Origin of the sequence: Agrobacterium radiobacter (assembly GCF_040801995.1) — a bacterium.
Lineage (GTDB): Bacteria > Pseudomonadota > Alphaproteobacteria > Rhizobiales > Rhizobiaceae > Agrobacterium > Agrobacterium radiobacter.
In genome coordinates this window covers 1,392,130-1,417,874 of record NZ_JBEGHX010000001.1, presented here as the reverse complement: position 1 = coordinate 1,417,874, position 25,745 = coordinate 1,392,130, and the positions used below count along the sequence as shown (strand labels likewise).

Here is a 25,745-nt window from a genome sequence, read left to right as displayed (position 1 = left end):
GTGGCGCAAATTTGCTTTCGCACGCCCCATGCGGGATTGCATTCATGCGGGCCTCAGCGCACCATATCTCATGATTTGCAACCGCCGGGGGAGACTGCGGCACTGCGGATCGCTGAAAAGAGGAGGAAGGCATGCCTACATTCGTAAAGGATCTTCTCGACCGCAAGGGCCGGGACGTCGTGACTGTCGGTCCGGAGGTCAGCATCGGTGAAGCGGCGGCAACGCTTAATGCGCATAAGATCGGTTCCGTCGTCGTGACCGACGCCGACGGTGTCGTTCTCGGCATCTTCACGGAACGCGATCTGGTGAAGATCGTGGCGGGCCAGGGTGCTGCTTCCCTCCAGCAATCCGTTTCGGTGGCCATGACCAAGAATGTCATTCGCTGTCATCACAATTCCACCACCGATGAGCTGATGGAAATCATGACGGGCGGACGTTTCAGGCATGTTCCTGTTGAAGAAAACGGCCGCCTTGCCGGCATCATCTCCATCGGTGACGTGGTGAAGGCGCGGATCGGCGAGATCGAAGCAGAAGCGGAGCACATCAAGGCTTATATTGCCGGATGATTTTGCGTCCCGGCGTCAGATGGCTGGAAAAGGTTCAATCTCGGGCCGGGACTCACGCATCGCCCTTGGTAACAAGTCGCCATTGAAGAAAGTCGGCTATTTTCGCCGATATTTCCACGTAGAAGTTTTGCGTCTCATAATCAGAGCAGACGATTTCAACCCGATTGAACTGTGAAATGAATTTGCCGCTGCTGGACCAGTTGCCATCGGCCGCTTCTTTCACGATGACGATGTCGATCCAGGGCTGACCGTCCGCCGACGTAAAGGTGACGTCGCTTGTCCGTTTGAGCTCAGGCTGTCCCTCCAGAAACCCGATCAATCGATTCGTGTCGCACAATATGTTTTTGTCGGTCGGGGGCAGGACTGAGATATACCAATACATGGTCTCACCATCTCCGGGCGTTTCATCTATTCATTCTGGGCTTTGGAGACGTTTTTGAAAGTAGCGTATTAGCGCCGGAACGCCTGCTGCATGCGCTCAAGCTCCGGAATACGGGAGCGCGTCTCCTCATATCCGCGATCGATAGCTTCGCTGGCGCGATGGAATTCCGAGAGGCCGATATGGTTGATGCGGGGATGAAGCATCAGATCGGGCGGGTCGCCCGCTAGACGCGAGCGCGAAATCCGGTCCTGAATGATGTTGAAGGCCTGCACCATGACGCCCGGCAGGCCGGGACGCGGCGCCGTTTCCACCGGCGGTGTGCCGCCGCCATGCGGTGAGGCTGCGTGCTTGACCACGGCGGAACGGCCGAAGAGATCGTAGTTGAGGTTGACGGCGACGACCAGCGCCTGCTCATAGGCGCGGCAGACGGAAACCGGCACGGGATTGACGAGCGCGCCGTCAATCAGCGTGCGGCCGTTGCATTGCACGGGTTCGAAAATGCCGGGCAGGGCATAGGATGAACGCAGCGCGGTGACGAGGTCGCCCTGATGGATCCACACTTCGTGGCCGGTGCGCAGCTCCGTGGCGACGGCGATGAAGGGATGATCGAGGTTTTCGACGCGCAGGCCTTCGAGATGCTCCTGCATGCGCTTGGTCAGCCGCATGCCGCCAAAAAGGCCGCCGCCGCCGATCGTCAAATCGAGCAGGCCGGCAATGCGGCGCATCGTCAGCGAACGGGCGAATTCCTCCAGCTCATCGAGCTTGCCGGCGAGATAACAACCGCCCACTAGCGCTCCGATCGACGTGCCGGCGATCATGCCGATCTTCACGCCGGCCTCGTCCAGCGCCCGCAGGACGCCGATATGGGCCCAGCCGCGGGCCGCGCCGCCGCCAAGGGCGAGCGCTATGCGGTGTTTGTCGACGATCTGGGTGACGGGCGGCTCATTGCCGGTGGCTTCGGGATTTCCAGCCGCAAGATGATTGTGACGATTTCCCCATCCCAACATGACCGCACTCCCTGCCAATTCTGTGAAGCTCCGCCCTTATCCCCGGAGCCCGCTATATTGGTAGCAAATTGGTGCGGCCGATGGAAGGTGGCCGTTTATTTGTCCGAATAGGTGGTGGCCGGATCGAAATGGCGGGTGTCGTCGGTGATCTTCGTCACAGCATCGCCATTGGAGAGCTCGACGGTGCGATAAAAGCAGGAGCGGCGACCGGTATGGCAGGTCGCATCATGGCCGGCGACGGAGACCTTCAGCCACACCGCGTCCTGATCGCAATCAGTGCGGAATTCCTTCACCGTCTGCAGGTTGCCCGATGTTTCGCCCTTCTTCCAGATCTTGTCGCGTGAACGGCTGTAATAGTGGGCGATACCGGTCTCGAGCGTCAGCGACAGGGCTTGCGCATTCATATGTGCGACCATCAGCAATTCGCCGTCGCGTGCATCGGTAACCACGGCGGTGACAAGGCCGTGGGCATCGAATTTCGGCGAAAAGAGACCTGCGTTTTCGAGCACTTCCTTGTCCGCAGGCGCGGACGGAAACGAAATGGACATGGCTACCCCGGGAGAAAAGCGGAAGGTTTCAGAGCGGCGGGGAAAATGAGATCACTCCGCCACTCCAAAATTTGTCTGAGCATCGAGTTTTCAAAAACCCGCGCTACACTTTTCGGTCCGATGCCTAGCGGTTGCGCACCATGGTCATGAAGCGCACCTGTTCGGCCGGATCGTTCTTGAACGTGCCGGTGAAGCTGGTGGTCAGCGTCGTCGACCCCTGCTTGTTTACGCCGCGCATGGACATGCACATATGTTCGGCGTCGATCATGACGGCCACGCCGCGCGGTTTCAGGGTTTCTTCGATCGATCTTGCGATCTGCGCTGTCATGTTTTCCTGCGTCTGCAGGCGGCGGCCGAAGATTTCAACGACGCGGGCGATCTTCGACAGGCCGAGCACGCGCCCGGCCGGAAGATAGGCGACATGCGCCTTGCCGACGATCGGCACCATGTGGTGCTCGCAATGGGAGAAGAAGGGGATGTCGCGCACCAGCACCACATCGTCATAACCGCCGACTTCCTCGAAGGTCGTGCCGAGCACGTCCTGAACGTTCAGCTCATAACCGGCAAAAAGCTCGCGATAGGCCTTGGCGACGCGCTTCGGCGTATCCAGAAGTCCTTCGCGGGCGGGATTTTCTCCTGCCCAGCGCAGAAGAACGCGCACTGCTTCTTCCGCTTCGGCCTGGCTTGGGCGAGCTTCTGCCACGTCGGGTTTTGCGCCAGCGCCGGGGAAATTCTTCACGATCGCATCCATTCCGTCTCTCCCGATGCGGGTAAAGGCCGCACCTGAATTCGTTTTTCATCGCGAACTCTTGTTCGCAGTTGCTGCTATCTGGTTGTTTTACAGCATTTTGGCAAGACCGATGCTGTTATTTCGGTATCGGAGCCGTTAATTTCATCACGGCTTGATGTCCAGAAAGCTCGTTAGCATATAATGAGAATGAAGGGCAGGAAAGCTTCACTGCGACAAACGCTGTGTTTGAAAAATTTGACCTGTCCTGTTTTTGGGCAATCTTGAGCGCGCCGGGCACCTGACGATGGACGACATCTACAATAATCGCATTCTGGACTTTGCCGGGAATATTCCGCTGACGGGTGTTCTTGAAGATGCCGACGCCAGCGCCGAAAAACACTCGCGCCTGTGCGGCTCTAAGCTCAAGGTTTATCTGAAGGTCGAAGGCGGCATCGTGACGGCGTTTTCCCACGAGGTGCGTGCCTGCGCGCTCGGCCAGGCCTCCGCCTCCATCATGGCGCATCACATCATCGGCGCTTCCAGCGGTGAAATCCGGCAGGCGCGGGAAGACATGCTCGCCATGCTGAAACAGGGCGGCGAAGGGCCGGCGGGCCGTTTCGAAGATATGCGGGTGCTTCAGCCCGTGCGCGATTTCAAGGCGCGCCATGCCTCCACCATGCTGACCTTTGAAGCGGTGGTCGATGCTCTCGACCAGATCGAAGGCCGGCCGGCTTTGAACGCCGCAGGTTAGGCCATGTGCGGCGAACCGGGCTGCCGGCATCAGCAGACGGCGGAAAAAGCGGGCCGATCCCGCAACTGGGCGGGCAGCTTTGCCAAAACGCCGGGGCGGCTTCTGGGCGTTGGTTTCATCCGGCTTTATCAATTGACGCTTTCCGGCTTCATCGGAAATTCCTGCCGTCACATCCCCACCTGTTCCGAATATGGCTATGAGGCCATCGCCCGCCACGGGCTGTGGGCGGGCGGATGGATGACCCTGTTTCGCGTTGCGCGCTGCGGCCCTGGCGGCACGAGCGGACTGGACCCGGTGCCGGAAGCGCTCGGCAGCACGAGGCGCTGGTGGGCGCCCTGGCGATACTGGAGCCTGCATCGATGAAGGATCATGTGGCGCTGCTGCACAGCATCGTCCTTGGCGCGGGCAAGCGGCTCATCATGGCCGATCTGCGCGCAATGGCTGAAGAACTGGGATTTGCCGAGTGCCGGACGCTTGTAGCCACCGGAAACCTGGTCTTTCGTGCGGAGGATGCTCCCGTTCGCGAGATTGAGGACAGGCTTGAACGCGCCTTCGAAAAGCGTTTCGACAAACATGTCGATGTCATGGTTCGCCCGGCTCGCGACTGGCTGAAACTGGCGGCTGAGAATCCGTTTCCGGATGGCAATCCATCCGATGTCTGCGTTCGGGTGATGCGGGAGCCGCTCGGCGAGGACGTTCTCGGGTTTCTCGAAAAATATCGGCGGCAGGAGAAGATCGCCGTTATTGGCGGTGATTTATGGATCGATTTTCTGGGAAAGCCGAGCGAGAGCCGGCTTCTCCCGGTCCTAACCACCAGGAGGCTCGGCATAGGCACGACCCGCAACGCCAATACCGTCAATGGTCTCGCGGAAATGCTTCGCTGAACGACCCTTCACCTTTGACTGGAATGGCAAAAGTCTTTATCAGGCTGCCTGTCCGTTTTCAGCGGGCAGATCATTATTCCAACACCACCCGCATTCGTTGGCGGGACTGGACAGGAGCACTAGACGATGTCTGAAGCCATTTCCCTTACATTTCCCGATGGATCCGTCCGCAGCTACGCCCCCGGCACGACCGGCCGCGAGGTTGCCGAATCCATCTCCAAATCGCTTGCCAAGAAGGCCGTCGCCATTGCGCTTGACGGCACCGTGCGCGATTTGTCCGATACCATCACCGATGGCAAGATCGAGATCGTCACGCGTGAAGACAAGCGTGCGCTGGAACTCATCCGCCACGATGCCGCCCACGTCATGGCCGAGGCCGTGCAGGAGCTTTGGCCCGGCACGCAGGTGACGATCGGCCCTGTCATCGAGAACGGCTTCTATTACGACTTCGCCAAGAACGAGCCCTTCACGCCCGAAGATCTGCCGAAGATCGAAAAGCGCATGAAGGAAATCATTCAGCGCAACAAGGCGTTTACCCGCGAAATCTGGTCGCGCGAAAAGGCCAAGGAAGTCTTCGCCGCCAAGGGCGAGAATTACAAGGTCGAGCTGGTTGATGCGATCCCCGAAGGTCAGGACCTGAAGATCTATTACCAGGGCGACTGGTTCGATCTTTGCCGTGGCCCGCATATGGCCTCCACGGGGCAGGTCGGCACCGCCTTCAAGCTGATGAAGGTGGCGGGTGCTTACTGGCGCGGTGACAGCAACAATGCGATGCTGTCACGCATCTATGGCACCGCCTGGGCGACGCAGGAAGAGCTGGACAATTATCTGCATGTTCTGGCCGAAGCCGAAAAGCGGGATCATCGCCGTCTCGGCCGCGAAATGGACCTGTTCCATTTCCAGGAAGAGGGCCCGGGCGTCGTCTTCTGGCACGGCAAGGGCTGGCGCATGTTCCAGACGCTGACGGCCTATATGCGTCGTCGGCTCGCCAACACCTATCAGGAAGTCAACGCGCCGCAGGTGCTGGACAAGTCGCTGTGGGAAACCTCCGGTCACTGGGGCTGGTATCAGGAAAACATGTTTGCGGTGAAATCCGCCCATGCCTTTACCCATCCCGATGACGAGGAAGCCGATCAGCGCGTCTTCGCACTGAAGCCGATGAACTGCCCCGGCCACGTCCAGATCTTCAAGCATGGCTTGAAGTCTTACCGCGAAATGCCCGTGCGTCTTGCGGAATTCGGCAATGTCCATCGCTACGAAGCATCCGGTGCTCTGCACGGCCTGATGCGCGTTCGCGGCTTCACGCAGGACGATGCGCATGTCTTCTGCACGGAAGAGCAGATGGCGGCGGAATGCCTGCGCATCAACGACCTGATCCTCTCCGTCTATGAGGATTTCGGTTTCAGCGAGATCGTCGTCAAGCTGTCCACCCGTCCGGACAAGCGCGTCGGTTCCGACGATCTCTGGGACCGCGCCGAAAGCGTGATGCTGGAGGTTCTGAAGACCATCGAGGAACAGTCCGGCGGCCGCATCAAGACCGGCATTATGCCGGGCGAGGGTGCGTTCTACGGGCCGAAGTTCGAATATACGCTGAAGGACGCCATCGGCCGTGAATGGCAATGCGGCACGACACAGGTGGACTTCAACCTGCCGGAACGCTTTGGCGCCTTCTATATCGACCAGAACTCCGAAAAGACGCAGCCGGTGATGATCCATCGCGCCATCTGCGGCTCGATGGAGCGCTTCCTCGGTATTCTCATCGAGAACTTCGCCGGCCACATGCCGCTGTGGTTTGCGCCGCTTCAGGTCGTCGTCGCCACGATCACCTCGGATGCGGACGATTACGGCCGCGAGGTCGCCGAAGCGCTGCGCGAGGCGGGCATGGCGGTTGAGACCGACTTCCGCAACGAGAAGATCAATTACAAGGTCCGCGAGCATTCGGTGACCAAGGTTCCGGTCATCATCGTCTGCGGCCGCAAGGAAGCGGAAGAGCGCACCGTAAACATCCGCCGTCTCGGTTCGCAGAACCAGACGTCGATGTCGCTCGATGAGGCCATTACAAGCCTCGTGGACGAGGCGACGCCGCCCGATGTGAAGCGCAAGCTTGCGGCGAAAAAGCAGGTTGCGTGAGAAATGACAACGGCCCCTTCGGGGGCCGTTTTTGTTTGTGAACGATGTGCTGTAGCAGCGCTATGATTGGCAGAGGGCGGGGCATCCGCACTCCGTCACCCCGGACTAGATCCGGGGGCCAGTGCGATCAAGTCCTTGATCGCGAAAGACTCGTCCCTCACGGCGCAGACGCGCCGTGGCTGGATGCCGGATTTAGTCCGGCATGACGGAAGAGAAGTTTCGGACGTTATCGCTGGCGTCGCGGCCGGCTCAATCAGACTTACTCGAAATCCCCGGTCATATCTTCCGGCGCCTGATCTTTCATCAGCACTTCCACATCCGAATCCCGGCCCGACGTGACCTTGAAGTTACGCTGGTAGACCTTTTCCTTGTTACGGGCGATGGCGGTATATTCGCCTTCCGCGAGAACCATGGTCGAAAACGCGCTGACGCTTTCGTTCACCACATCGCCGCCGCCGTTCAGCACGGACCAGGCCGTATCGGCAATGGCTTCGCCGCCCTCTTCGGACACGAGCTTGAGGGTGATCTGCGCGGCCTGGTGCTGCAGCGTCGCTTCGGTCAGCTTGCCGGCTTCCACCTGAATGTCGGCGCGCACCACCGCATTGACGTTGCCGTATTCGGAAACCACGTGATAGGTGCCGGCATTCAGCCGCACGATGGTGTTGGGCTTGATATCGGCCATGACGAGGCCGCGTTCGCCATCCGGCCGGGCGTCCGACGAATAGACGGAAAATTTGAGCTGGGTGCTGGAAATCTGCTTGTCGGACCCTGCGACCGCGTTCAGCACGAAGCCGCCGGCATCGAGAATCAGCACCTGTTTCTGAACGTTGCCAGACGTTGGGATATTGAGTTTCTTGGTGACGCCGGCGCGGCCGAAGGCGACGTTGACGAAATATTCGCCGGGTACCAGATTGAAATGGGCCGAGCCGCCCTCGGAGCTTGCCAGCATCGGCAATTTGCCGTCAGCGCCGGGAATGGGGCTGAAAACGCGCCAGGACAGGCCTTCTTTCACCGCCTCGCCTTCGCTCGTCAGCTTAGCTTCCATGGCGATATCGCGGGCGGTGCTTGCGGGGGCATTGGGTGCGGAAGGGGCGGTGAAAGCGTTGAGTTTCGGCATTTTCGGCGTGCCGCCGAGTTGCTTGAAGTCTTTAAAGGCATCCTGCGAAAAAGCGGCCTGTGATAAAAGGCCAAGCGCAGCACATGCAATGGCCAGACGTGCCGCGATTTTGATTGCCGACATTTTCGATACCGATTGACTTCTTGATTTTCCCGCATCACTTCAAAACCAATGCCATGGCTATTTCAAGGCCCATGTTTCGCGATGACAGCAGAATGGAAGATTTTTGATCATGACAAGTGATATCAAGCTCCTCGATTATCTCAAGGCTCGCCGCTCTACGCCGGCTCTGCAACTTGCCGAGCCGGGACCTTCGAAGGGGCAAATCGAGGAAATCCTGCGCCTTGCCGTGCGCGTGCCTGATCATGGCAAGCTCGCGCCGTGGCGTTTCGTGGTTTATCGCGGCGAGGAGCGTGTGCGTCTCGGTGAAACGGCGCTGAGGATCGCGCTTGAAAAGAACCCGGAACTGGACCTGCAGCAGCAGGAAGCGGAGCGCACGCGCTTCACCCGCGCGCCCGTCGTTATCGCCGTCATCAGCACCGCCAAGCCGCATTTCAAGATTCCGGAATGGGAGCAGGTCATGTCCGCCGGCGCGGTGTGCCTCAACGTCATCTTCGCGGCCAATGCCAGCGGTTTTGCCGCGAACTGGCTGACGGAATGGCTTGCTTTCGACCCGGCATTCCTTGCTGAGACCGGCGTCGGCGGGGAAGAGAAGGTCGCGGGCTATATCCACATCGGCTCAACGACATTCCCGCCGGTGGAGCGGCCGCGGCCGGAGCTTGCCGATGTCGTCACCTGGGTCGGGGACGTCTGATGTTCTACACCACGGACACCAACCAGCACGGCCTGCCGCATGATCCGTTCAAGGCCATCGTCGCGCCGCGGCCGATCGGCTGGATCGGCTCCAAGGGCAGGGACGGTTCCATGAACCTCTCGCCCTATTCCTTCTTCAACGCGATTTCGGACCGGCCGAAGCTCGTCATGTTTTCCTCGAGCGGCAGGAAGGACAGCCTGCGCAATGTCGAGGAAACCGGTGTCTTCACCGCCAATCTCGTCAGCCGCCACCTGGTGGACCGGATGAATGCGTCTTCTGCACCTGTTGCTTATGATGTCGACGAGTTCGCCCTTGCCGGCCTTACCGCCGTCAATGGGCGGGTGGTGGACGCGCCTTTCGTTGGCGAAGCCCTGGCTGTTCTGGAATGCCGGGTGACGCAGATACAGCAACTCGGGGATGTCGACGGTAAGCCGACGGATTCGTGGATGGTGATCGGGCAGGTCATGGCGATCCATATCGATGAAACGATCATCCGCGATGGCCGCATCGACATGGGCCTGTCGCGCCCCGTGGCGCGAATGGGCTATATGGATTACTGCGATGGCGGCAGCGATGTATTCCAGCTGCAGCGCCCCTCTACTGCGCCGTAAATATAGTCCTTCTTCGGATGCGGTTAATTTTTATGGTGAACCAAACGTAAACCATTTGCGCCTAGAGTTTTATACATGGTGGCGGCGATGATGCCGCCATCCATTGTATGAATGTGTTTCGAGGCTCAGGTGATCGTACAGGCATTTCTTCGCTGGTCTGAAAAGGCTGGATCGACCGAGCGGGCGAAAGCTGCCAATGCGCTCGGCCGTGCCTATCTGCAGTCCGACATGGCGCGGGAAAACCGCGATGCCGCCTATATGGCGATGACCTATCTTCTCGATGACCCTTCACCGCGTGTGCGGCTGGCGCTCGCCGAAGCGCTGGCGGATGCCCAAGACGCACCGCGCGCCATTCTCGTTTCGCTTGCCGAAGACCAGCCGGAAATCGCCTGCACCGTCATTGCCCGTTCGCCGGTTCTCGGCGAGGCCGACCTGGTTGATCTGGCCGGGCGCGGCGAAAGCCTGACGCGCGCGCTCATCGCGGCAAGGCCCGGCCTGCCGCGCGGGGTCTGCGCCGCCCTCGCCGAAGTCGGCGATCTGCCTGAGACCATCATCCTGCTTGAAAACGACGATGCCTTCATCACGCCATTCTCGCTGCGGCGCATTGCCGAGCGCCATGGCTGCGACGCCGATATTCGCGATCTCCTGCTGCGCCGCGAGGCGCTGCCGGCTGATGCGCGCCACCTGTTGATGGGTCGCATCAGCGAGGCGCTCGCCGGCTCGGCGCTGGTTCACGCGATGATCGCGCGCAACCGCGCCGACAGTCTTTTTCGCGAGGCGGAAGATTCTGCTACCATCCTCATCGCATCAAGCGTTTCCTCACCGGAACTGCCGGCGCTGGTGGAGCATCTGCGCCAGCGGCTGGAACTGACGCCGGCGCTGCTCATCCACGCCGTCTGCTCGGGCCGGCTGGAATTCTTCACGGCGGCGATGGTCAATCTCTCTGGTCTCGATGACCGCAAGGTGCGCGCCATTCTGGCCACGGGGCGGCCGCATGCGCTGAAGGCCCTGTTCCAGTCCGTCGGGCTATTTGGCGATGTCGTCGACGTCTTCATCGAGGCGACGCTGATGTGGCGCCGCGCCGCCCGCTCGCAGCTTTCTGAGGCGGCAGCCTCCGTCTCAGCCGAGTTGCTGGCGCATTTCCGCGACGTCAACGGTTCCGAGACGTTGTTCGAACTGCTGCATGCCGTGCGCAAGCTCGCCATCGCCGAAGAACGGCAGAAGGCGCGGTATTATGCTGAAGCGCTGACGTTCGAGGCGGCGTAAGGTTGGGGGTTCCGCGGGTGCATCTTCTCACCCTCATTCCTGTGCTGGTCACAGGAATCCAGCCAGCCCAAGTCCTTGGGCTGAAAAAACTCCTTGCGCCGCGCAGACGCGCGTCGACTGGATTCCTGTGACAAGCACAGGAATGAGGGCCGTGGGCGCTTTCCTGTCAGAGGAAACCTCTGCATTGCAGCGGCAAAGAAAGCTGGCGTGGCATTTCCCGCAATCACTTATCGAACCGCTTGGCGATCCACGAATAGCTGTTTTCGACCATCCTGACCGGCGTTCCCAGGAGGTGCTTTATGCCTTCTGTGGACGGCAGAATGCGGCTGACGCGGCCGATCGCCTGTTTGGTGAGGCTCTCTTCTTCCTTCGGCGTTACCTCTGCGGTCGCCTGCTGCGTTCCGGCAGGTGCCGCCGCGCCGGGCGTATTGCTCGCCGTCTGCGGAGCCTGCTCGCCCGGTGTCTGGCACACGGCCACCACGACCGGGTAGGGCGCATTGGCGTAACGCTCCAGCTCCTTTTCCGACACGGCGTCACATAGCTCGATGCTCGTCCAGCGCTGCTGCGAGGTGGCGATGTAATGGCAATCGGTGGCGCTGTCGTCACAGCCAAGGAAGGTCATGAGAACGAGGGCTGTTTTCATGGGGTGTGTTGCCTCTGTCGGGAATAATGCTCTAGAAACTCATCTATCCCGATTGCAGTGACATTACGACGAAATACGCATTTTTATAGAGAAGGCAGGCATCGCATTGGCCACCGAAATCAAGCTTGAAACACCACGGCAGGACGCGGTTCTGCGCCTCATCGATCTCTCCAATACCTATATGGCGTCGCTTTATCCCGCCGAGAGCAATCATCTGGTCGATATCGGCCAGCTGGAAAAGGACAATGTCTCCTTTTTCGTGGTGCGACACGATGGCCGCGTGGTCGGCTGCGGCGCGCTGGTGGAGGCGGGTGATGGCACGGCGGAGGTCAAGCGCATGTTCGTTGATCCCGAGGCGAGGGGATTGCGGATCGGCAAGCTGATCATGGATACGCTTGTCGCGCGCGGTACCGAACTCGGCCTTTCCGCCATCCGGCTGGAAACCGGGATCAGCCAGCCGGAGGCGATCGGCCTTTACCGCAAGGCTGGGTTTGTGGAGATCGAGGCCTTTGCGCCTTATAAGCCTGACCCGCTCAGCCTGTTCATGGAAAAGGCGCTTTAAGGCGAAGGCACCGATCGGTCGGATGGGCTGGCGATGTGACTGTTTGAGGTATAGCCGCAGCATCCGCCCACGTCACCCCGGACTAGATGCGGGTCCAGCGCGATCAAGTCTTTGATCGCGGAAGACTCTTTCACTGCGCAGATGAGCCATGGCTGATGCCGGTATCCAAGCCCGGCATGACGAAAGAGAGGGAAGCGGCCTTGGCCTGTGGCGCTGCACGTCATCGCCGCTCACCGCAGGCTTCACCAATCAAAAAGCAGCTTTCCGAAATGCCGTCGTTTCCTCGCTATCCTCTTCGAGCGCAGCAACCTCATCAACGGGATCGTCCTCTGTCGGCGGCGGGGGCGGAGCCTCGGTGGTGGTGGCGGCGGACAGTTCCACCTCGCGCACCCATTCGCGCCAGATTGCCACCAGCAGCGCCATCAGCACCGGGCCGATGAAGAGGCCGAGGAAACCCATGGTCTTGACGCCGCCGACAAGGCCGAAAAAGGTGGGCAGGAACGGCAGCTTGATCGGTCCGCCGACGAGTTTCGGGCGGATGGTCTTGTCGACGATGAAGAGTTCGACCGAGCCCCAGACGAACAGCGCCAGCCCGTGGGCGGGCGAGCCACTGGCGACCAGATAGATCGACACCAGCGTAAACGAGAGCGGCGCGCCGCCGGGAATGAGCGCCATGACGCCGGTCAGCACGCCGAGCGTGACGGGCGAGGGCACGCCGGCGATCCAGTAGGCGATGCCGAGGATGATGCCTTCGCCGATGGCGATCAGCGTCATGCCGGTTACGGTCGAGCTGATGGTGGCGGGCACGACCCTCGAAATGCGTTCCCATCGTGTCGGCAGGATGCGTTCGCCCACCAGATCGACCTGACGGGTGAAGCCTGCGCCATTGCGGTAAACGAAGAACAGCGCGATCAGCATGAACAGCAGGGTCAGCACGAGATGGAACGCGCCGTTGCCGGCGGCGAGGATCGCCCGGTAGATATTACCGATATTGGCGCCGCTGACGAGCTGGATGAGCTCGCCGATGGCGCCCGGCGTGCCGATATATTTCACCCATTGTTCGCCGAGCCAGGGGCCGACGGCGGGAAGGGCGGCGATCCAGTCCGGCACGGGCGCACCCGTCTTGTTGACGTGCACCGCCCAGCCGAACCATTCGCGGATTTCGGTTGCCGTATAGGAGGCGGCGATGAAGATCGGCACCACGAGGAAGGCAATGATGAGGATGATGGCGATGGTGGCACCGAGCGTCGTGTTGCCGCCCACCTGCCGCAGAAGCCGCGTATAGACCGGCCAGCTGGCGAAACCGATGACGAGCGCGGCGAGAACCGGAACCAGAAAGCCGTTGAAGAAATAGATGCCCGCAAGGACGACCAGAAGGAGCAGCCAGCGCGCAGCCGAAATAGGCGGGATCAGGGCGATCCGCGTCGGGCTGGCGGGACCAAGCCATCTCGGTTCGCCACTGGGCTTACGGCTGTCAATGTTACTCACGGCAGGCTCTTTCTCGCATTCTCCCCGCAAGGGGTGCATTCACTCTGTCACACCGATACATATAAGTGCAATATAACCCGATCACATTACCGTTGTGTGTTTATTGCTGAACCTATTGAACGATTTTGGTAAAAATAGAACATCGGTCTTGGCGCGCGCATTGAAATATGACAATTAAACTCCGTTTTTATTGCGGCGTAAGGTTGCCGCGCCCGATCTCCAGGTCATGCCATGCTGCGCCGTTTCTTCGCCTATTACCGTCCCTATCGCGGTCTGTTCATTCTCGATTTTTCCTGCGCGGTTTTGTCGGGCGTACTCGAACTTGGCTTTCCGATGGCCGTGAAGACCTTTGTTGACGTGCTGCTGCCGGGCGGTGAATGGGCCATCATTCTCGCCGCTTCGGTCGGGCTGCTCGTCATCTATGTGCTGAATACCGGGCTGATGGCGACCGTCACCTATTGGGGACACATGCTCGGCATCAATATCGAGACCGACATGCGGCGTCTGGCCTTTGACCATCTGCAGAAGCTGTCCTTCCGTTATTTCGACAACCAGAAAACAGGCCATCTGGTCGGGCGGCTGACGAAGGATCTGGAAGAGATCGGCGAGGTGGCCCATCATGGCCCCGAAGACCTGTTCATCGCCATCATGACCTTCATCGGCGCCTTCCTGCTGATGCTGTCGGTGAATGTGCCGCTGGCGCTCATCACCGCCGCCGTCGTGCCCGTCACCGCCTGGGTGACCAGCCGTTACGGCGGCCGCATGACGCAGAATTTCCGCGCGCTTTATGGCCGCGTGGGGGATTTCAACGCCCGTATCGAGGAAAATGTCGGCGGCATGCGGGTGGTGCAGGCCTTTGCCAACGAGGACCACGAGCGGGCGCTGTTCGAGAAGGACAACCAGAAATACCGCCGCACGAAGCTCGACGCCTACAAGATCATGGCGGCCAGCACCTCGCTCAGCTACATGAGCATGCGGCTGACGCAGATGATCGTGATGATCTGCGGCGCATGGTTCGTGCTGACGGGCGGTCTCACGGAAGGCGGCTTCGTTGGCTTCCTGCTGCTGGTCGGCGTGTTTTTCCGCCCGGTGGAAAAGATCAATTCGGTCATCGAGACCTATCCGAAGGGCATTGCCGGTTTCCGCCGCTTCACCGAGCTTCTCGACACAGCGCCTGACATTGTCGATGCGCCGGATGCGGTGGACGCGCCGCTGCTGCGCGGCGATATCGAATATCGTCATGTCGGTTTCGGTTATGCCGAGGGCAAGCAGGTTCTCACCAATATCGACCTGAAGATCAGCGCCGGCGAGACGGTGGCCTTCGTTGGTCCTTCGGGCGCGGGCAAGACCACGCTCTGCTCGCTTCTGCCGCGATTTTATGACGTTACCAGCGGCGCGATCACCATTGACGGCATCGATATCCGACAAATGAAACTCGCTTCGCTGCGCAACCAGATCGGCATCGTGCAGCAGGATGTCTTCCTGTTCGGCGGCACGATCCGCGAGAACATCGAATATGGACGGCTTGGCGCATCGGATGCGGACATCATGGAGGCGGCGCGGCGCGCCCGTCTCGATGGCGTCATCGAGGCCATGCCGCTCGGGCTCGACACCGTCATCGGTGAACGCGGCGTTAAATTGTCCGGCGGCCAGAAACAGCGTCTCGCTATTGCCCGCATGTTCCTCAAGAACCCGCCGATCCTCATTCTCGACGAGGCGACCTCCGCGCTCGACACGGAAACCGAGCGCGCCATCCAGCAATCGCTGACCGAGCTTGCCAAGGGGCGCACCACGCTCGTTATCGCCCACCGGCTGGCGACGATCCGCGATGCCTCGCGCATCGTGGTGGTGGACCAGACCGGCATTGCCGAAACCGGCGCCCATGCCGAGCTTCTGGCCGCCAAGGGCCATTACAGCCGCCTGCATGAGGCGCAGTTCAGCGGCCATCTTGCGGGGTTGAGCTGAGAGCGGCGCGTTTGCGCCGCAGCTTACCCGCCGTTCTCCGCTGCCTGTTCTTCCACGATGCCGGGGTTTGGCTCCGGCTTGCCGGGATGGCTGGTGACGAGATAACCCATGGCAACCGCGGCGGCGACGATGAACAGCAGCACGATGCCGCTGATCGTCATCAGCCAGTCGCGCGGCCTTCGATACGCCATGATATATTTCGGCCATCGGCTCGGATGGTTCACCAGGCTGAATTTATGGCCATGTCGCATGAACTTCCCCGGTATTAGAGTGTTCCTGAAATATAAACGCAGACAAGTGCGGCGCTGTTCCGCAAGGGCGGAGCAGGGGCGATGACAAGGCCGTGAGCCCGGCTGGCTGTAGCTCCGTCGTCTACACCTGTCGGCACGGCGGTTTCCGTATTTGCTACTACCCTTTCTCATCCGACCTCCGTCATTCCGGCCCTGAGCCGAAATTCAGCAGAGGCGCGTCTGCGCGGCGAGACGAGTCTTTTCAGCGGCAGGATCTGGGCTGGGCACTGGCAAGGGTCGGAAGGACGGGAAGGAGGGGTGTCGGCCCCCCAACGGGAACGTGGAGGTGCGCCGGATTGCGTTCAAACCGTACAGGTTCCCCCGGCACCGTCTGCATGGCTGCAAAAACTCCCCTTGTCAGCCGCTATTGCTTATGCGAATGATTTGCAACTGCACCAATTCAACCTTCCCTTTGAAAGCGCATAAAATGGACAAGCCAGTCTTTGGATGGCGACGAAACGGCGACGACCTCTCGTTATCCGACGTTCACAGTTCGATCAGGATCAATCCGAATGCCGGCACGTTTCGCCGGGCGATGGCGTTTTTCGGCCCCGGATATCTCGTTGCCGTCGGTTATATGGATCCCGGGAACTGGGCGACGTCGCTCGCCGGCGGATCCAAATTCGGTTACACGCTGCTGACGGTTGCGCTGGTCTCGAACATCATGGCGATTGTGCTGCAATCGCTTTGCGCGCGTCTTGCGATCGCATCCGGCCGTGATCTTGCACAGGCCTGCCGTGACGCCTATCCGAAACCGGTGGCAATGGTGCTCTGGCTGCTCGCGGAAATCGCCATTATCGCCACCGATATTGCCGAGGTCATCGGCACGGCCATCGGCCTCAACCTCATCTTCGGCATTCCGCTCGAACTCGGCGTCCTCATCACCGCGCTCGATGTGTTTCTGATCCTCTATCTGCAGAAGCTCGGCTTCCGCTGGGTGGAGGCGCTGGTCATCACGCTGCTTGGCGTCATCGCCGTGTGTTTCGCCATTCAGGTGGCGCTGGCTGATCCCGACTGGGGGCAGGTGATCCTCGGTTTTGCGCCGACGACTGAGATCGTCACCAATCCTGATATGCTCTATCTGGCGCTCGGTATTCTCGGCGCCACCGTCATGCCGCATAATCTCTATCTGCATTCGGGCATCGTGCAGACCCGCGAAATCGGCGAGACAGTTGCCGAAAAACGCGAGGCGCTGAAATTCGCCACCCTCGATTCCACCATCGCGCTGATGTTCGCCCTGCTCATCAACGCCTCGATCCTCATCCTCGCAGCGGCGACCTTCAACAAGACCGGGCAGACGAATGTCGCCGAACTCGGTGAGGCGCATAATCTGCTCGCGCCGCTGCTCGGCCTTGCCATTGCGCCGACGTTGTTCGGCGTGGCGCTCTTATGCTGCGGCATCAATTCCACCGTCACGGCAACACTCGCCGGCCAGATCGTGATGGAGGGTTTCCTCAAGATGCGGCTCGCCCCCTGGCTGCGCCGCCTCATCACCCGCGCCATCGCCATCGTCCCCGCCGCCGGCGTCACCATCTTCTATGGCGACAGCGGCACGGCCGAACTCTTGATCCTGACGCAGGTGGTGCTCAGCCTGCAACTCTCCTTCGCCGTCTTCCCGCTCGTCATGTTCACCGCCGACCGGACGAAGATGGGCGAGCTGCGCTCGCCGCTCTGGCTTTCGGCCTTCGCCTGGCTGATCGCGGTGGTGATTGCGGCGCTGAATGTGAAGCTGCTGGTGGATTTTATGGGATGATAGAGGGGGGCGGGCCGCGCCTTTTCGAGGCGCGGCTGCCGCATCCCGTACGACGTCGACATAATCGTCTTGTCGGCCTCGATAATCTGCGTTATCCATCGATACAATAATTCAAGGATTGTTGAAATATGGATGAGCGTCAGGCCCTGCTGTCATTTTCGGCTCTCTCGCAGGAGACCCGTCTGTCCATCGTGCGAGCACTTGTTATCGCGGGACCTGAAGGATTAGCCGCGGGCGTGATCGCCGAGCGCATGGGCGTCTCGGCAACGAATGTGTCGTTCCATCTCAAAGAGCTGGAACGGTCTGGTTTGATCTCACAGCGACGCCTGTCGCGATCGATCCTCTATAGCGCGAGCTACGATACTCTGGCGTCCCTCGTGAAATTCCTGATGGAAGACTGCTGCGCCGGGCATCCGGCCGTCCGGGAGGATGTCGAGCGTGGCAACAGCTGCCACCCTGCCGATGGCCGTGCTGAAGAGGGCAACATCGTTGCGTGATTTCAGGGCGTCTGCGGCCACCGTTTCTGCGCTCGGCCTTACACAGATCGTGGGTTATGGCACCCTCTATTATAGTTTCAGCATCCTTGCGCCCGGCATGGCGAAAGATCTGGGCCTGACGCTTTCTCAGGTGTTTGCGGTTTTTTCGGTGTCCCTTTTTATCGGCGGTCTTTCGGCAACCTATATCGGTAGGCAGATGGACCGGATCGGCGCCGCAACCATGATGACAATCGGTTCGTTTCTTGCGGCATTGACACTGGCGCTCTGCGCTTTATCGCCCTCGGTTGCGATCTTTGCCGCTGCGGTCATCCTGCTCGAAATATCCTCCGGTATGGTGCAATATCAGGCGGCGTTTGCGGCTCTGGTGGAAAACAATCCTCGTTCGGCGTCCCGAAACATCACCTATCTCACTCTCATCGGTGGTTTCGCATCGACCATTTTCTGGCCGATCTCGGCTGCGTTAGCCGTCCACCTCGATTGGCGGGAGATCTATCTCGTCTTCGCGGGACTTAATCTTTTTCTTTGTATGCCGCTTCACTTCTGGATTATGCGCGCAGGAAAGACGGGACCGAGTGCCGACACGACGAGCCGCGCGCGCGAGACCGTCGTGGGTGCTCTCCCTTCGCATACGAGACGCCGTGGGATGATCTTGGTCTCCTTCGCTTTCGCGATACTGGGTTTTACTCTCTCCGCCATCCTCGCCCATATGGTGCCGATGCTTGGAACCGTGGGGCTGGGAGCGGCTGCTGTCGTGATCGGCTCTCTTTTCGGTCCGGCTCAGGTTCTCAGTCGCTTGATCAACATGATCTTCGGCAAGAGCCTCCCGCCGCCAGCACTTGCGGTGCTTTCCGCTGTTTTAATCGTGCTGGGCATATTGATCCTGCTGGTGACAGCCAGCTGGCTACCGGGGGCGGTTGCCTTCGCCATCTGCCTTGGTCTGGGCTCAGGCATCAACAGCATCGCACAGGGAAACCTGCCGCTCTATCTATTCGGATCCGAAGGCTATGGGGCAATTACAGGAAAGATGGCAGCCGCTCGGCTTGCGGTGGGTGCCGGCGCGCCGTTCGTCTTTGCGGCGCTTACGGAGAATCTTGGCTTGAGCTTCGCACTGACGCTTAACGCGTGTCTCGGGCTGGTCAGTATCGCCGCATTCGTTGCGGTTGCGGTTTATGCGAAGGCATCTGGAACGCCAACTATTTGATCCAATCGATGTCAGACTAATGGCGCTTCAAGGCCCGTTGCTTCTTGGCCGCTCCGGTGTAGCGGGTCGCAGGTGGCAGGTCATGGTCATTCTAAAAGAAAAATCCGGGCACTTTTCAGTGTCCGGATTTCCATCATTTGCGCAATTGGCCAATTTCAGGTTCTGTGAGAAAACCACCTAAGTATTGGCCAACTTGCGCGCAAGTTATTGATTTATGGTGGCACGAACCCGTGGACCCAAGCAGGACTGGCCATGTTGAAAGCTAGATTTGGGTAACCGATGTTCTATCCCCACATTGCTCGCTTCCGCCTGATCTGTGATCGACATTCCATGGATGAAGAACGGGAGTTTCTCCATGGAGAGTACATTGGAGTTTCTCACAACCAAGAAGCCTGTGCGTGAGGTTCATCGTCAATGGCCTGACGAGATCAAAGCGAAGATCGTTTCGGAAAGCCTGAGGCCTGGCACGACGGTCAATGAAGTTGCGCAGCGCTATGGATTGCGGGCGAACAGTCTTTCCACCTGGCGGACGATGGCGCGGCAGGGCAAGTTGATCCTGCCAGCACCAGAGGATGCGGTAGAGTTCGCGGCGGTGATCGTCGATCCACCTGTTTCGGACCCTCCGTCTAAAGCGGTTGGTCACGCCGAGATTGTCGTGGGCCCTGTCACGATCCGTCTTGAGGAAGGTGCGTCTGCTGCCCGGATCGCCGCCATCGCGCGTGCCTTGGTGGCGGCGACATGATCTTCCCCTCGAACCGCGTGCGGATCATGGTGGCAACCAAACCCGTGGATTTCCGCAAGGGTCATGACGGCTTGGCGGCGCTGGTGAAGAACGAGCTGCACAAGGACCCGTTTACCGGAGCAGTCTTCGTGTTTCGATCTCGCAAGGCAGATCGGCTGAAGCTGATCTACTGGGATGGTTCCGGCATCGTGCTGGCGTACAAGAGGCTGGAAGAGCATAGCTTCACCTGGCCTGGCATCAAGGACGGCCTGATGACATTGAGCCACGCTCAGTTCGAGGCACTGTTCGCCGGGCTTGATTGGAGGCGGGTTCGGGCTGTCGAAACGAGAGCGCCGGTCGCCATCGAATAGCTGCGACACGATGACTCAGCACGATAGATTCCGGAAGCAAAACGGATTTGGTTTTGGTAGGCTCTGGCCATGTTGGACGTTGCTAATCTTCCCGATGATGTTGCTGCCCTGAAGGCGATGCTGATCGCAGCCCAGGCACGCGAGACGGCCAAGGACGTCGCGATAGCCAGTAAGGACGAGCATATCGCTCGCAAGGACGAGCGGATCGAACGGCTTGAGAAGCTGGTCGCAGCCTTCAAGCAGGCAGCATTTGGGCGCAAATCCGAGAAGACCGATCCCGACCAGTTCGATCTGGCATTGGAGGACCTGGAAACGGCCATGGCCGCCATCCATGCCGAGGATGAGGCGGACACTCCTGCTGGAACTAGGACGACCAAGCCACGCACGACCAATCGTGGTTCTCTTCCAAAACATCTTCCCCGAGTGGAAGAGGTGATCGAGCCAGCAAGCCTGATCTGCGCCTGCGGCGGTTGCCTGCATTGCATTGGGGAGGATGTCTCCGAACGGTTGGACGTGGTCCCGGCGCAGTTCCGAGTCTTGGTCACCCGCCGTCCCAAATATGCCTGCCGTTCCTGCACCGACGGCGTCGTTCAGGCTCCTGCTCCAGCGCGATTAATCCAGGCTGGATTGCCGACGGAGGCGACCGTCGCCCATGTTCTGGTCTCTAAATATGCCGATCACCTTCCGCTGTATCGGCAGGCTCAGATCATGAGTCGCCAGGGCGTCGATCTCGACCGGTCCACGCTCGCCGACTGGGTCGGTCGAGCAGCCTATGAGCTGCGTCCCGTCTTCGATGCGTTGATCGCCGACCTGAAGCGCTCAACCAAGCTGTTCATGGACGAGACCCGTGCTCCGGTCCTCGATCCCGGCTCGCGCAAGACCAAAACTGGATACTTCTGGGCGCTGGCGCGGGATGACCGACCGTGGGGCGGCGGTGCTCCGCCCGGCGTCGCCTTCACCTATACGCCTGGTCGCGGGGGTATTCATGCCGAACGGATATTGCAGGGCTTCTCCGGCATCCTGCAGGTCGATGGATATGCCGGATACAACAGGCTGATCGCTCCTGACCGTGTCGGCCCGGACATTCGGCTTGCCTATTGTTGGGCACATGCTCGTCGCAAGCTGGTGGAGATAACTCGCAACGGTTCAGGACCGATTGCCGAGGACGGCGTCAAACGGATCGGCGAGCTGTATCGGATAGAGACCGAATTGCGCGGTTTTGATCCGGAGGCTCGCGTGACCGGACGGAAGGAACGGTCTGCACCGCTCGTCGCCGACATGCAGGTTTGGCTCACGCATAACAGAGCCCGTGTCGCTGCAAAATCCCCGCTCGGCGAAGCCTTGGCCTACATCGCCAAATACTGGGATGGTCTCCAACTATTCCTGACCGACGGGCGCATCGAGATCGACAACAATAGCGTCGAGCGGACCATTCGGCCAATTGCCCTGAGCCGGAAGAACGCGCTCTTCGCAGGCCATGACGCTGGAGCAGAGAACTGGGCGACCATCGCCTCGCTCATCGAGACCTGCAAACTCAATGCCGTCGATCCGCAGGCTTATCTGACCGCAACGCTCGCCGCCATCGTCAACGGCCATAAGCAGAACCGGATCGATGAGCTGCTGCCGTGGAACTATGCTGATAAATAGGCCATCTCGCCGAGACAGCCTACATTTATCATTCTGCTGTCGACTGATTTCTTGTTGAAATATAGTTATGAATGAAAAACGCGAAATGCAGCACAATTGCGAAGCATATCGCGCCCCAGGCGTTGTAGGAAGCATTTTTCCATCCGACAACTGTGTACAAGCCGTTTACGACCTGTTCCCCTTGGCTTCCCCCTACAGAAACACTACTCGCGCTCTGCATCAAAAAAAGCCACGAAGAGCTCAATATAAATGCGTACGAGAAAACTGTATCAGCCAGCATTACAGTGTGGAAGTTCAAAGGAAAATTGTTCTTCGAAGTGATTATTGTGGCTAGAAATGACGCCAGAAAAAGAACGATGAAATAGGCGATTGACCCCGAAATACTGTAGAATAAAACATTGAATATAACCCCATCAGGATTCGTTTTAACGCCCTCCAAGCCGTGAGCCCAGACAGCCGTCAGTGAAATTAAAGAGGCAAATATCAAGAATCTGATGAAAAAAAACTGCATGCGAGGCCGTTTCGTCTAAGCATAACCAGTACGTTTAGTTAGCAGTGCTTGTATGACATGAACATAGGTTATCAATGAAACCGTTAACACCTTCATGAGGTGAGATGTCGGTACTTCATAAAAAACACCGTGGTCTCAGAACGCCGCTTACAGATTTGGCCAAATAACCGATCAAACAAAAAGCCGGGCGGAACGCCCGGCTTGGAATGCATCAAAGATGAAAAATATTACAGATCAGTCAGATCTGCGCGGCTGTAGAAAGGCATCTCGGCAACGATGAATTTCGGTTCGATGGACCGTTGCTCGAGTTGCCTCTTCAGGCTCCAGGTTCGTGTCCTCCTGCTGCTGGCCAGATTGCCTAACGAGACGAACTCTTCCTTGAACTTGGCAAGTGTTTCCGGCTCCACGACTTTTTGAATATACCGCTTCGTCGGGTGTCTGCGCTCGACGGTCGCGATCCATCCGCCCGAGAGCAGCCCGGACACGATCCGGAAAGACGCTGGGATCAGACTTTGCAGCTCCGATACCGCGTGGCAACCATGATCTTCGCCCGCCGTCATCTGCCGGACTTCGTCGACGTCAAGTCTGAACCCTGCAATGCCCTGGTGACCAGGTTCAATGGCGACGTTCTTGAGCGAGCGGTTCAGGAGCATCTCCATGATCTCCATGAACTGGCAGTTCGTTCGCCGGCATGCCGCCGCGATTTCGACCATCTCAGACCTCGGCTCCATAGTCACGCTTGCCCGAAGCCTTCCAAGAAGGTCATCGAGATCGTCCGGAGCGAAGCTACGGTCCACACTGATGCACTCGCTGGCGGACCGATCTCCGGCCACGGGAACGATCAGGCGATGTTCGATGAGGATGTCGAACTGGACCCTGCTGACACCGAGCCTGATCTTCGCCTCGGGAACGTCCAGGCCCGCTTGTGCTTCTGCCACGAACTTCTCCATGTCGGGCGCAGGCAGCAGGATCCGTTCGAACGTCTTCGCCACGTCTTCCGCCGGGATCGTCCCCGAGTTCACGAGCAGCTTGCGAAGCCGTTTGGGATGGATCCCAAATTGCCGTGACGCGGACTGTACCGAGTGCAGTCGTCTGTCTGTGAGGGGTCCGAAGAAGTCGTCGCCGGGGCCAAGCGGGAGGCTGCACAGGGCGACGTCTCGCATGATGTCCCGGATTGGGTCGAACGCTGGATCGTCGGTCTCGTGCGCAAGCCGCTCGTAGAGACGGCCGAACAACACGCGGCCGCCCATGTCGCTTCGTCCAAGCGCGAAATTTGACAGGAGTTTTTCCAGCCAATTACGGAAATCCGCCTCGCCGCCGCAGAGAAGGTCGTGCCCGGTGCCGGCGCAGGCCGACCATTCCGCGGAATCGAGCTTGTCGCTGCGGAACCGGAGGCCGTTTCTTTCAGAGGCGCCGACTGTCTCGCACAATCGGATGGCGACATGCAGTGGCATGGAGTCCAGCCACCGCGACGTGGTCGTCGCAGAGCGAAGGCGGACCTCGACGTGTCTTTGAAGACTGTCGGGTTCCATCGGCTGGGGGATCACGATACCAGCTTCGCCTGTCCTCTCGTTTGCCAGGTTGGCAGCGAAGTCGTGCAGAAACGTCGGTGGCGGCACGTTGTCGGATGTGACGATCATAACGTTGTGGGCCGTGCAGGTCCGGACCGCGTTGACGAGCCATTCGACCCGGCCATAGGCGCGATGGCCAGATCTTCCCGCCTGGCCTCGCTCGTCATCGCCGACGCAGTAGGGGCAGGAGAGGTCGATACCGGCGTCGCGAGAGCATCTGTCGATTGAAGCAGTGGAGGATTTGCGCCTTGGGCAGAGGAGGCCGCCGTATCTGCAGATAAGGTTCCGGAAGTCTCCAGCACCAGGTTCGGCTGCAGGCCTGTGTCAGATTTCTGTTTCCCCGACCCGATAACGAGGGCGAGCGCGGGAAGCCCAAGAGTAAGCCCCAGTATCGTGAAGGCTGCGGTCCTGAGACGATTGCGCTTCCGCACTGGTTCAACGATAGGTGCTGCTTCTACCACATCGTTTGCAGGTGCCGAGGGCCGTTCGATGGTACGTTCTCGCGGTAGTGTCGCCAGCTTCCGGCAGCCATCTGCAAAAGAGTCTGCAACTCCTATCCGGGAAAATTCGACGAGTTCGTTCACGCCGCTGTTGCTCGTGAAATGGATTGCCTCGTAAAGACAAACGGGGATCTGCCGGTTGTCCTTGAAACGGCGGTCGGGACCGCCGCTCTTGTTTGGATGCTTCCAGGTGTAATCTACGATCTTCGCGTCGCTCGGTACGCGCTCGGTTTCGATGAATCTGGAATCCTGCCACTTGATGTTTAGATTGACGTAGTTCACGGCACCGACCCGGCCGCCGTCCTGGACAAGGACGATGTCGGGCATGAAGAACATGATCTGCTTGCCCACATGAAGGGCAGGAGGTGTCACGTTGCTCTTGATAACCGAAGGAAGGCTGTAGGCGAGGGTGGTTGCTTTCCTGTTGACGAGGTGGGACGCTCCCGCGTTGCGCTTCCAAGCGGTGAGGTTTTGAACTGCGCCCCCGGCCTCGATGTGCCATTTCGCAGCGCATCCGTTGAGGCCGTCAAATCCTTGCACAAGATGATTGTACGCTGACTCCGCATCGCCTTCGAGATCGTAATAGAGAACGGTGGTTCTTCGGTACGAGTCTAACCACTTGCCGATCGCCCAGCCTGGAAGTGCCAGTGCGCAAAGCAACAATCCTGGGCCTCCGGACGCTAGGCCTGCAAATGCACCGATGCCCGCAGCCGTCCACATCAAAGCGGCGGACATCCGCGTTTGCCCAGCCTTCGAGTTTATCTCATTGAGGAGTTCCGAGAACGACTCGTCCTGCATGTACATGACGTCGCCGGACTCGATCTCGGTCATCGTGACGTCGCTGTTGTCGAAGGTCACATCAGGGGAAGGCTTATAGGGAGCGACTCCCGATGATCGACTCCGTCCAGCGTTGCCCAGCGTGGCGCGATAATAGAGACCACCGCGGCCTGCGTGGATGTAATGCCCGCGTGGACCTGTTCCAATCCGAAGGCCCTTGATGCCAACGGAAACGCCGACCCCGCCCTTGGAAAAGTTGAAGCGAAACGGTCCCGCTGAAACCGATTTTCGAATGTAAAATGGCAATTGCCGCCCCCCGACCAAGGCCTCCGCAGTTAAATCTGGCTTTCCCCGGCATTCGTCAGCTTTAATCGGTTCAACAACTAATCGAGGTTCTCCTCCGTTGAGAGGCTCGCTCCGAAAACATGGAATCTACGCAACA

Annotated in this window: 26 protein-coding genes; 16 read left to right on the top strand and 10 right to left on the bottom strand. The window is 59.4% G+C overall.

Annotated elements, in window-relative coordinates:
• The first annotated feature begins 131 nt into the window (after positions 1–131).
• Entirely contained in the window at positions 132–566 is a 435-nt protein-coding gene (locus tag MRBLRC7O_RS07120) for a CBS domain-containing protein (protein WP_003508059.1), read from the top strand.
• A gap of 52 nt (positions 567–618) precedes the next feature.
• On the opposite strand, the gene MRBLRC7O_RS07115 is transcribed toward MRBLRC7O_RS07120, so the two are convergent.
• The 4 genes from MRBLRC7O_RS07115 to folE form a co-directional block, all read right to left on the bottom strand.
• Complete coding sequence (locus MRBLRC7O_RS07115) at positions 619–948, bottom strand: hypothetical protein (protein WP_003508060.1); 330 nt, start codon at positions 946–948, stop codon at positions 619–621.
• A 68-nt stretch (positions 949–1,016) separates the two neighbouring features.
• A complete protein-coding gene (locus MRBLRC7O_RS07110) occupies positions 1,017–1,955 on the bottom strand; it encodes a patatin-like phospholipase family protein (RefSeq protein WP_003508061.1) in 939 nt (312 codons plus the stop codon).
• A 95-nt stretch (positions 1,956–2,050) separates the two neighbouring features.
• Complete coding sequence (hisI, locus tag MRBLRC7O_RS07105) at positions 2,051–2,503, bottom strand: phosphoribosyl-AMP cyclohydrolase (protein WP_020811294.1); 453 nt, start codon at positions 2,501–2,503, stop codon at positions 2,051–2,053.
• 124 nt (positions 2,504–2,627) lie between these two features.
• The gene (gene folE / locus MRBLRC7O_RS07100) at positions 2,628–3,254 is read right to left on the bottom strand and encodes a GTP cyclohydrolase I FolE (protein ID WP_003495569.1); all 627 of its coding nucleotides are present in this window, start codon (positions 3,252–3,254) and stop codon (positions 2,628–2,630) included.
• A 283-nt stretch (positions 3,255–3,537) separates the two neighbouring features.
• On the opposite strand from folE, the gene MRBLRC7O_RS07095 reads away from it, so the two are divergent.
• The 4 genes from MRBLRC7O_RS07095 to thrS all read left to right on the top strand — a co-directional run bounded on the left by MRBLRC7O_RS07095 (position 3,538) and on the right by thrS (position 6,998).
• Positions 3,538–3,984, top strand: coding sequence for an iron-sulfur cluster assembly scaffold protein (locus MRBLRC7O_RS07095; RefSeq protein ID WP_026364143.1), 447 nt, complete (start codon positions 3,538–3,540; stop codon positions 3,982–3,984).
• Between the two features lie 3 nt (positions 3,985–3,987).
• Entirely contained in the window at positions 3,988–4,347 is a 360-nt protein-coding gene (gene yidD / locus MRBLRC7O_RS07090) for a membrane protein insertion efficiency factor YidD (protein WP_080866218.1), read from the top strand.
• Positions 4,344–4,868 carry a DUF1697 domain-containing protein gene (locus MRBLRC7O_RS07085; RefSeq protein WP_080866217.1) on the top strand — a complete coding sequence of 175 codons (525 nt, stop codon included), beginning with the start codon at positions 4,344–4,346 and terminating at the stop codon, positions 4,866–4,868. Before yidD ends, MRBLRC7O_RS07085 begins: the two co-directional genes overlap by 4 nt.
• Before the next feature lie 126 nt (positions 4,869–4,994).
• The gene (gene thrS, locus MRBLRC7O_RS07080) at positions 4,995–6,998 is read left to right on the top strand and encodes a threonine--tRNA ligase (protein ID WP_080866216.1); all 2,004 of its coding nucleotides are present in this window, start codon (positions 4,995–4,997) and stop codon (positions 6,996–6,998) included.
• A 259-nt stretch (positions 6,999–7,257) separates the two neighbouring features.
• Here the strand turns inward: thrS and MRBLRC7O_RS07075 are convergent, their stop codons facing one another.
• A complete protein-coding gene (locus MRBLRC7O_RS07075; RefSeq protein WP_080864241.1) occupies positions 7,258–8,238 on the bottom strand; it encodes an RgsD C-terminal domain-containing protein in 981 nt (326 codons plus the stop codon).
• Positions 8,239–8,347: 109 nt separating this feature from the next.
• Here MRBLRC7O_RS07075 and MRBLRC7O_RS07070 point away from each other — a divergent pair, with 109 nt between their 5' ends.
• From MRBLRC7O_RS07070 to MRBLRC7O_RS07060, 3 genes are all read left to right on the top strand, one after another.
• The gene (locus MRBLRC7O_RS07070) at positions 8,348–8,929 is read left to right on the top strand and encodes a nitroreductase family protein (protein WP_060724317.1); all 582 of its coding nucleotides are present in this window, start codon (positions 8,348–8,350) and stop codon (positions 8,927–8,929) included.
• Positions 8,929–9,540 carry a flavin reductase family protein gene (locus tag MRBLRC7O_RS07065; protein ID WP_080866215.1) on the top strand — a complete coding sequence of 204 codons (612 nt, stop codon included), beginning with the start codon at positions 8,929–8,931 and terminating at the stop codon, positions 9,538–9,540. Before MRBLRC7O_RS07070 ends, MRBLRC7O_RS07065 begins: the two co-directional genes overlap by 1 nt.
• Before the next feature lie 111 nt (positions 9,541–9,651).
• A complete protein-coding gene (locus MRBLRC7O_RS07060; protein WP_080866214.1) occupies positions 9,652–10,806 on the top strand; it encodes a DUF2336 domain-containing protein in 1,155 nt (384 codons plus the stop codon).
• 223 nt (positions 10,807–11,029) lie between these two features.
• Here the strand turns inward: MRBLRC7O_RS07060 and MRBLRC7O_RS07055 are convergent, their stop codons facing one another.
• Positions 11,030–11,449, bottom strand: coding sequence for a hypothetical protein (locus tag MRBLRC7O_RS07055; protein WP_080866212.1), 420 nt, complete (start codon positions 11,447–11,449; stop codon positions 11,030–11,032).
• A 106-nt stretch (positions 11,450–11,555) separates the two neighbouring features.
• On the opposite strand from MRBLRC7O_RS07055, the gene MRBLRC7O_RS07050 reads away from it, so the two are divergent.
• Positions 11,556–12,011: a GNAT family N-acetyltransferase gene (locus MRBLRC7O_RS07050; RefSeq protein WP_080866211.1), complete on the top strand. Its 456-nt coding sequence runs from the start codon at positions 11,556–11,558 to the stop codon at positions 12,009–12,011.
• A gap of 249 nt (positions 12,012–12,260) precedes the next feature.
• Here the strand turns inward: MRBLRC7O_RS07050 and MRBLRC7O_RS07045 are convergent, their stop codons facing one another.
• Positions 12,261–13,499, bottom strand: coding sequence for an AI-2E family transporter (locus MRBLRC7O_RS07045; protein WP_080866210.1), 1,239 nt, complete (start codon positions 13,497–13,499; stop codon positions 12,261–12,263).
• A 231-nt stretch (positions 13,500–13,730) separates the two neighbouring features.
• Between MRBLRC7O_RS07045 and MRBLRC7O_RS07040 the strand changes: the two genes are divergently transcribed.
• Complete coding sequence (locus MRBLRC7O_RS07040) at positions 13,731–15,464, top strand: ABC transporter ATP-binding protein (protein WP_060724321.1); 1,734 nt, start codon at positions 13,731–13,733, stop codon at positions 15,462–15,464.
• A gap of 23 nt (positions 15,465–15,487) precedes the next feature.
• Here the strand turns inward: MRBLRC7O_RS07040 and MRBLRC7O_RS07035 are convergent, their stop codons facing one another.
• Positions 15,488–15,715, bottom strand: a complete 228-nt coding sequence (locus tag MRBLRC7O_RS07035; protein ID WP_003508088.1) for a hypothetical protein — start codon at positions 15,713–15,715, stop codon at positions 15,488–15,490.
• A gap of 466 nt (positions 15,716–16,181) precedes the next feature.
• Here MRBLRC7O_RS07035 and MRBLRC7O_RS07030 point away from each other — a divergent pair, with 466 nt between their 5' ends.
• The 6 genes from MRBLRC7O_RS07030 to tnpC all read left to right on the top strand — a co-directional run bounded on the left by MRBLRC7O_RS07030 (position 16,182) and on the right by tnpC (position 21,944).
• The gene (locus tag MRBLRC7O_RS07030) at positions 16,182–17,507 is read left to right on the top strand and encodes an Nramp family divalent metal transporter (protein ID WP_003508089.1); all 1,326 of its coding nucleotides are present in this window, start codon (positions 16,182–16,184) and stop codon (positions 17,505–17,507) included.
• Positions 17,508–17,635: 128 nt separating this feature from the next.
• On the top strand, positions 17,636–18,004 hold the full coding sequence (locus tag MRBLRC7O_RS07025) for an ArsR/SmtB family transcription factor (RefSeq protein ID WP_020809330.1): 369 nt from the start codon (positions 17,636–17,638) through the stop codon (positions 18,002–18,004).
• On the top strand, positions 17,970–19,205 hold the full coding sequence (gene arsK, locus MRBLRC7O_RS07020; RefSeq protein WP_174035330.1) for an arsenite efflux MFS transporter ArsK: 1,236 nt from the start codon (positions 17,970–17,972) through the stop codon (positions 19,203–19,205). The genes MRBLRC7O_RS07025 and arsK overlap by 35 nt, the downstream gene beginning before the upstream one ends.
• A gap of 355 nt (positions 19,206–19,560) precedes the next feature.
• Positions 19,561–19,947: an IS66-like element accessory protein TnpA gene (gene tnpA / locus MRBLRC7O_RS07015; RefSeq protein WP_112295772.1), complete on the top strand. Its 387-nt coding sequence runs from the start codon at positions 19,561–19,563 to the stop codon at positions 19,945–19,947.
• A complete protein-coding gene (gene tnpB / locus MRBLRC7O_RS07010; protein WP_135522033.1) occupies positions 19,944–20,297 on the top strand; it encodes an IS66 family insertion sequence element accessory protein TnpB in 354 nt (117 codons plus the stop codon). Before tnpA ends, tnpB begins: the two co-directional genes overlap by 4 nt.
• Positions 20,298–20,366: 69 nt before the next feature.
• Positions 20,367–21,944 (top strand): IS66 family transposase, encoded by a 1,578-nt coding sequence (tnpC, locus tag MRBLRC7O_RS07005; protein WP_111797203.1) that lies wholly within the window; start codon positions 20,367–20,369, stop codon positions 21,942–21,944.
• 738 nt (positions 21,945–22,682) lie between these two features.
• Here the strand turns inward: tnpC and MRBLRC7O_RS07000 are convergent.
• Positions 22,683–24,095 (bottom strand): hypothetical protein, encoded by a 1,413-nt coding sequence (locus tag MRBLRC7O_RS07000; protein WP_367727403.1) that lies wholly within the window; start codon positions 24,093–24,095, stop codon positions 22,683–22,685.
• A complete protein-coding gene (locus MRBLRC7O_RS06995; RefSeq protein ID WP_111820730.1) occupies positions 24,092–25,609 on the bottom strand; it encodes a DUF4236 domain-containing protein in 1,518 nt (505 codons plus the stop codon). Before MRBLRC7O_RS06995 ends, MRBLRC7O_RS07000 begins: the two co-directional genes overlap by 4 nt.
• Between the last annotated feature and the right edge of the window lie 136 nt (positions 25,610–25,745).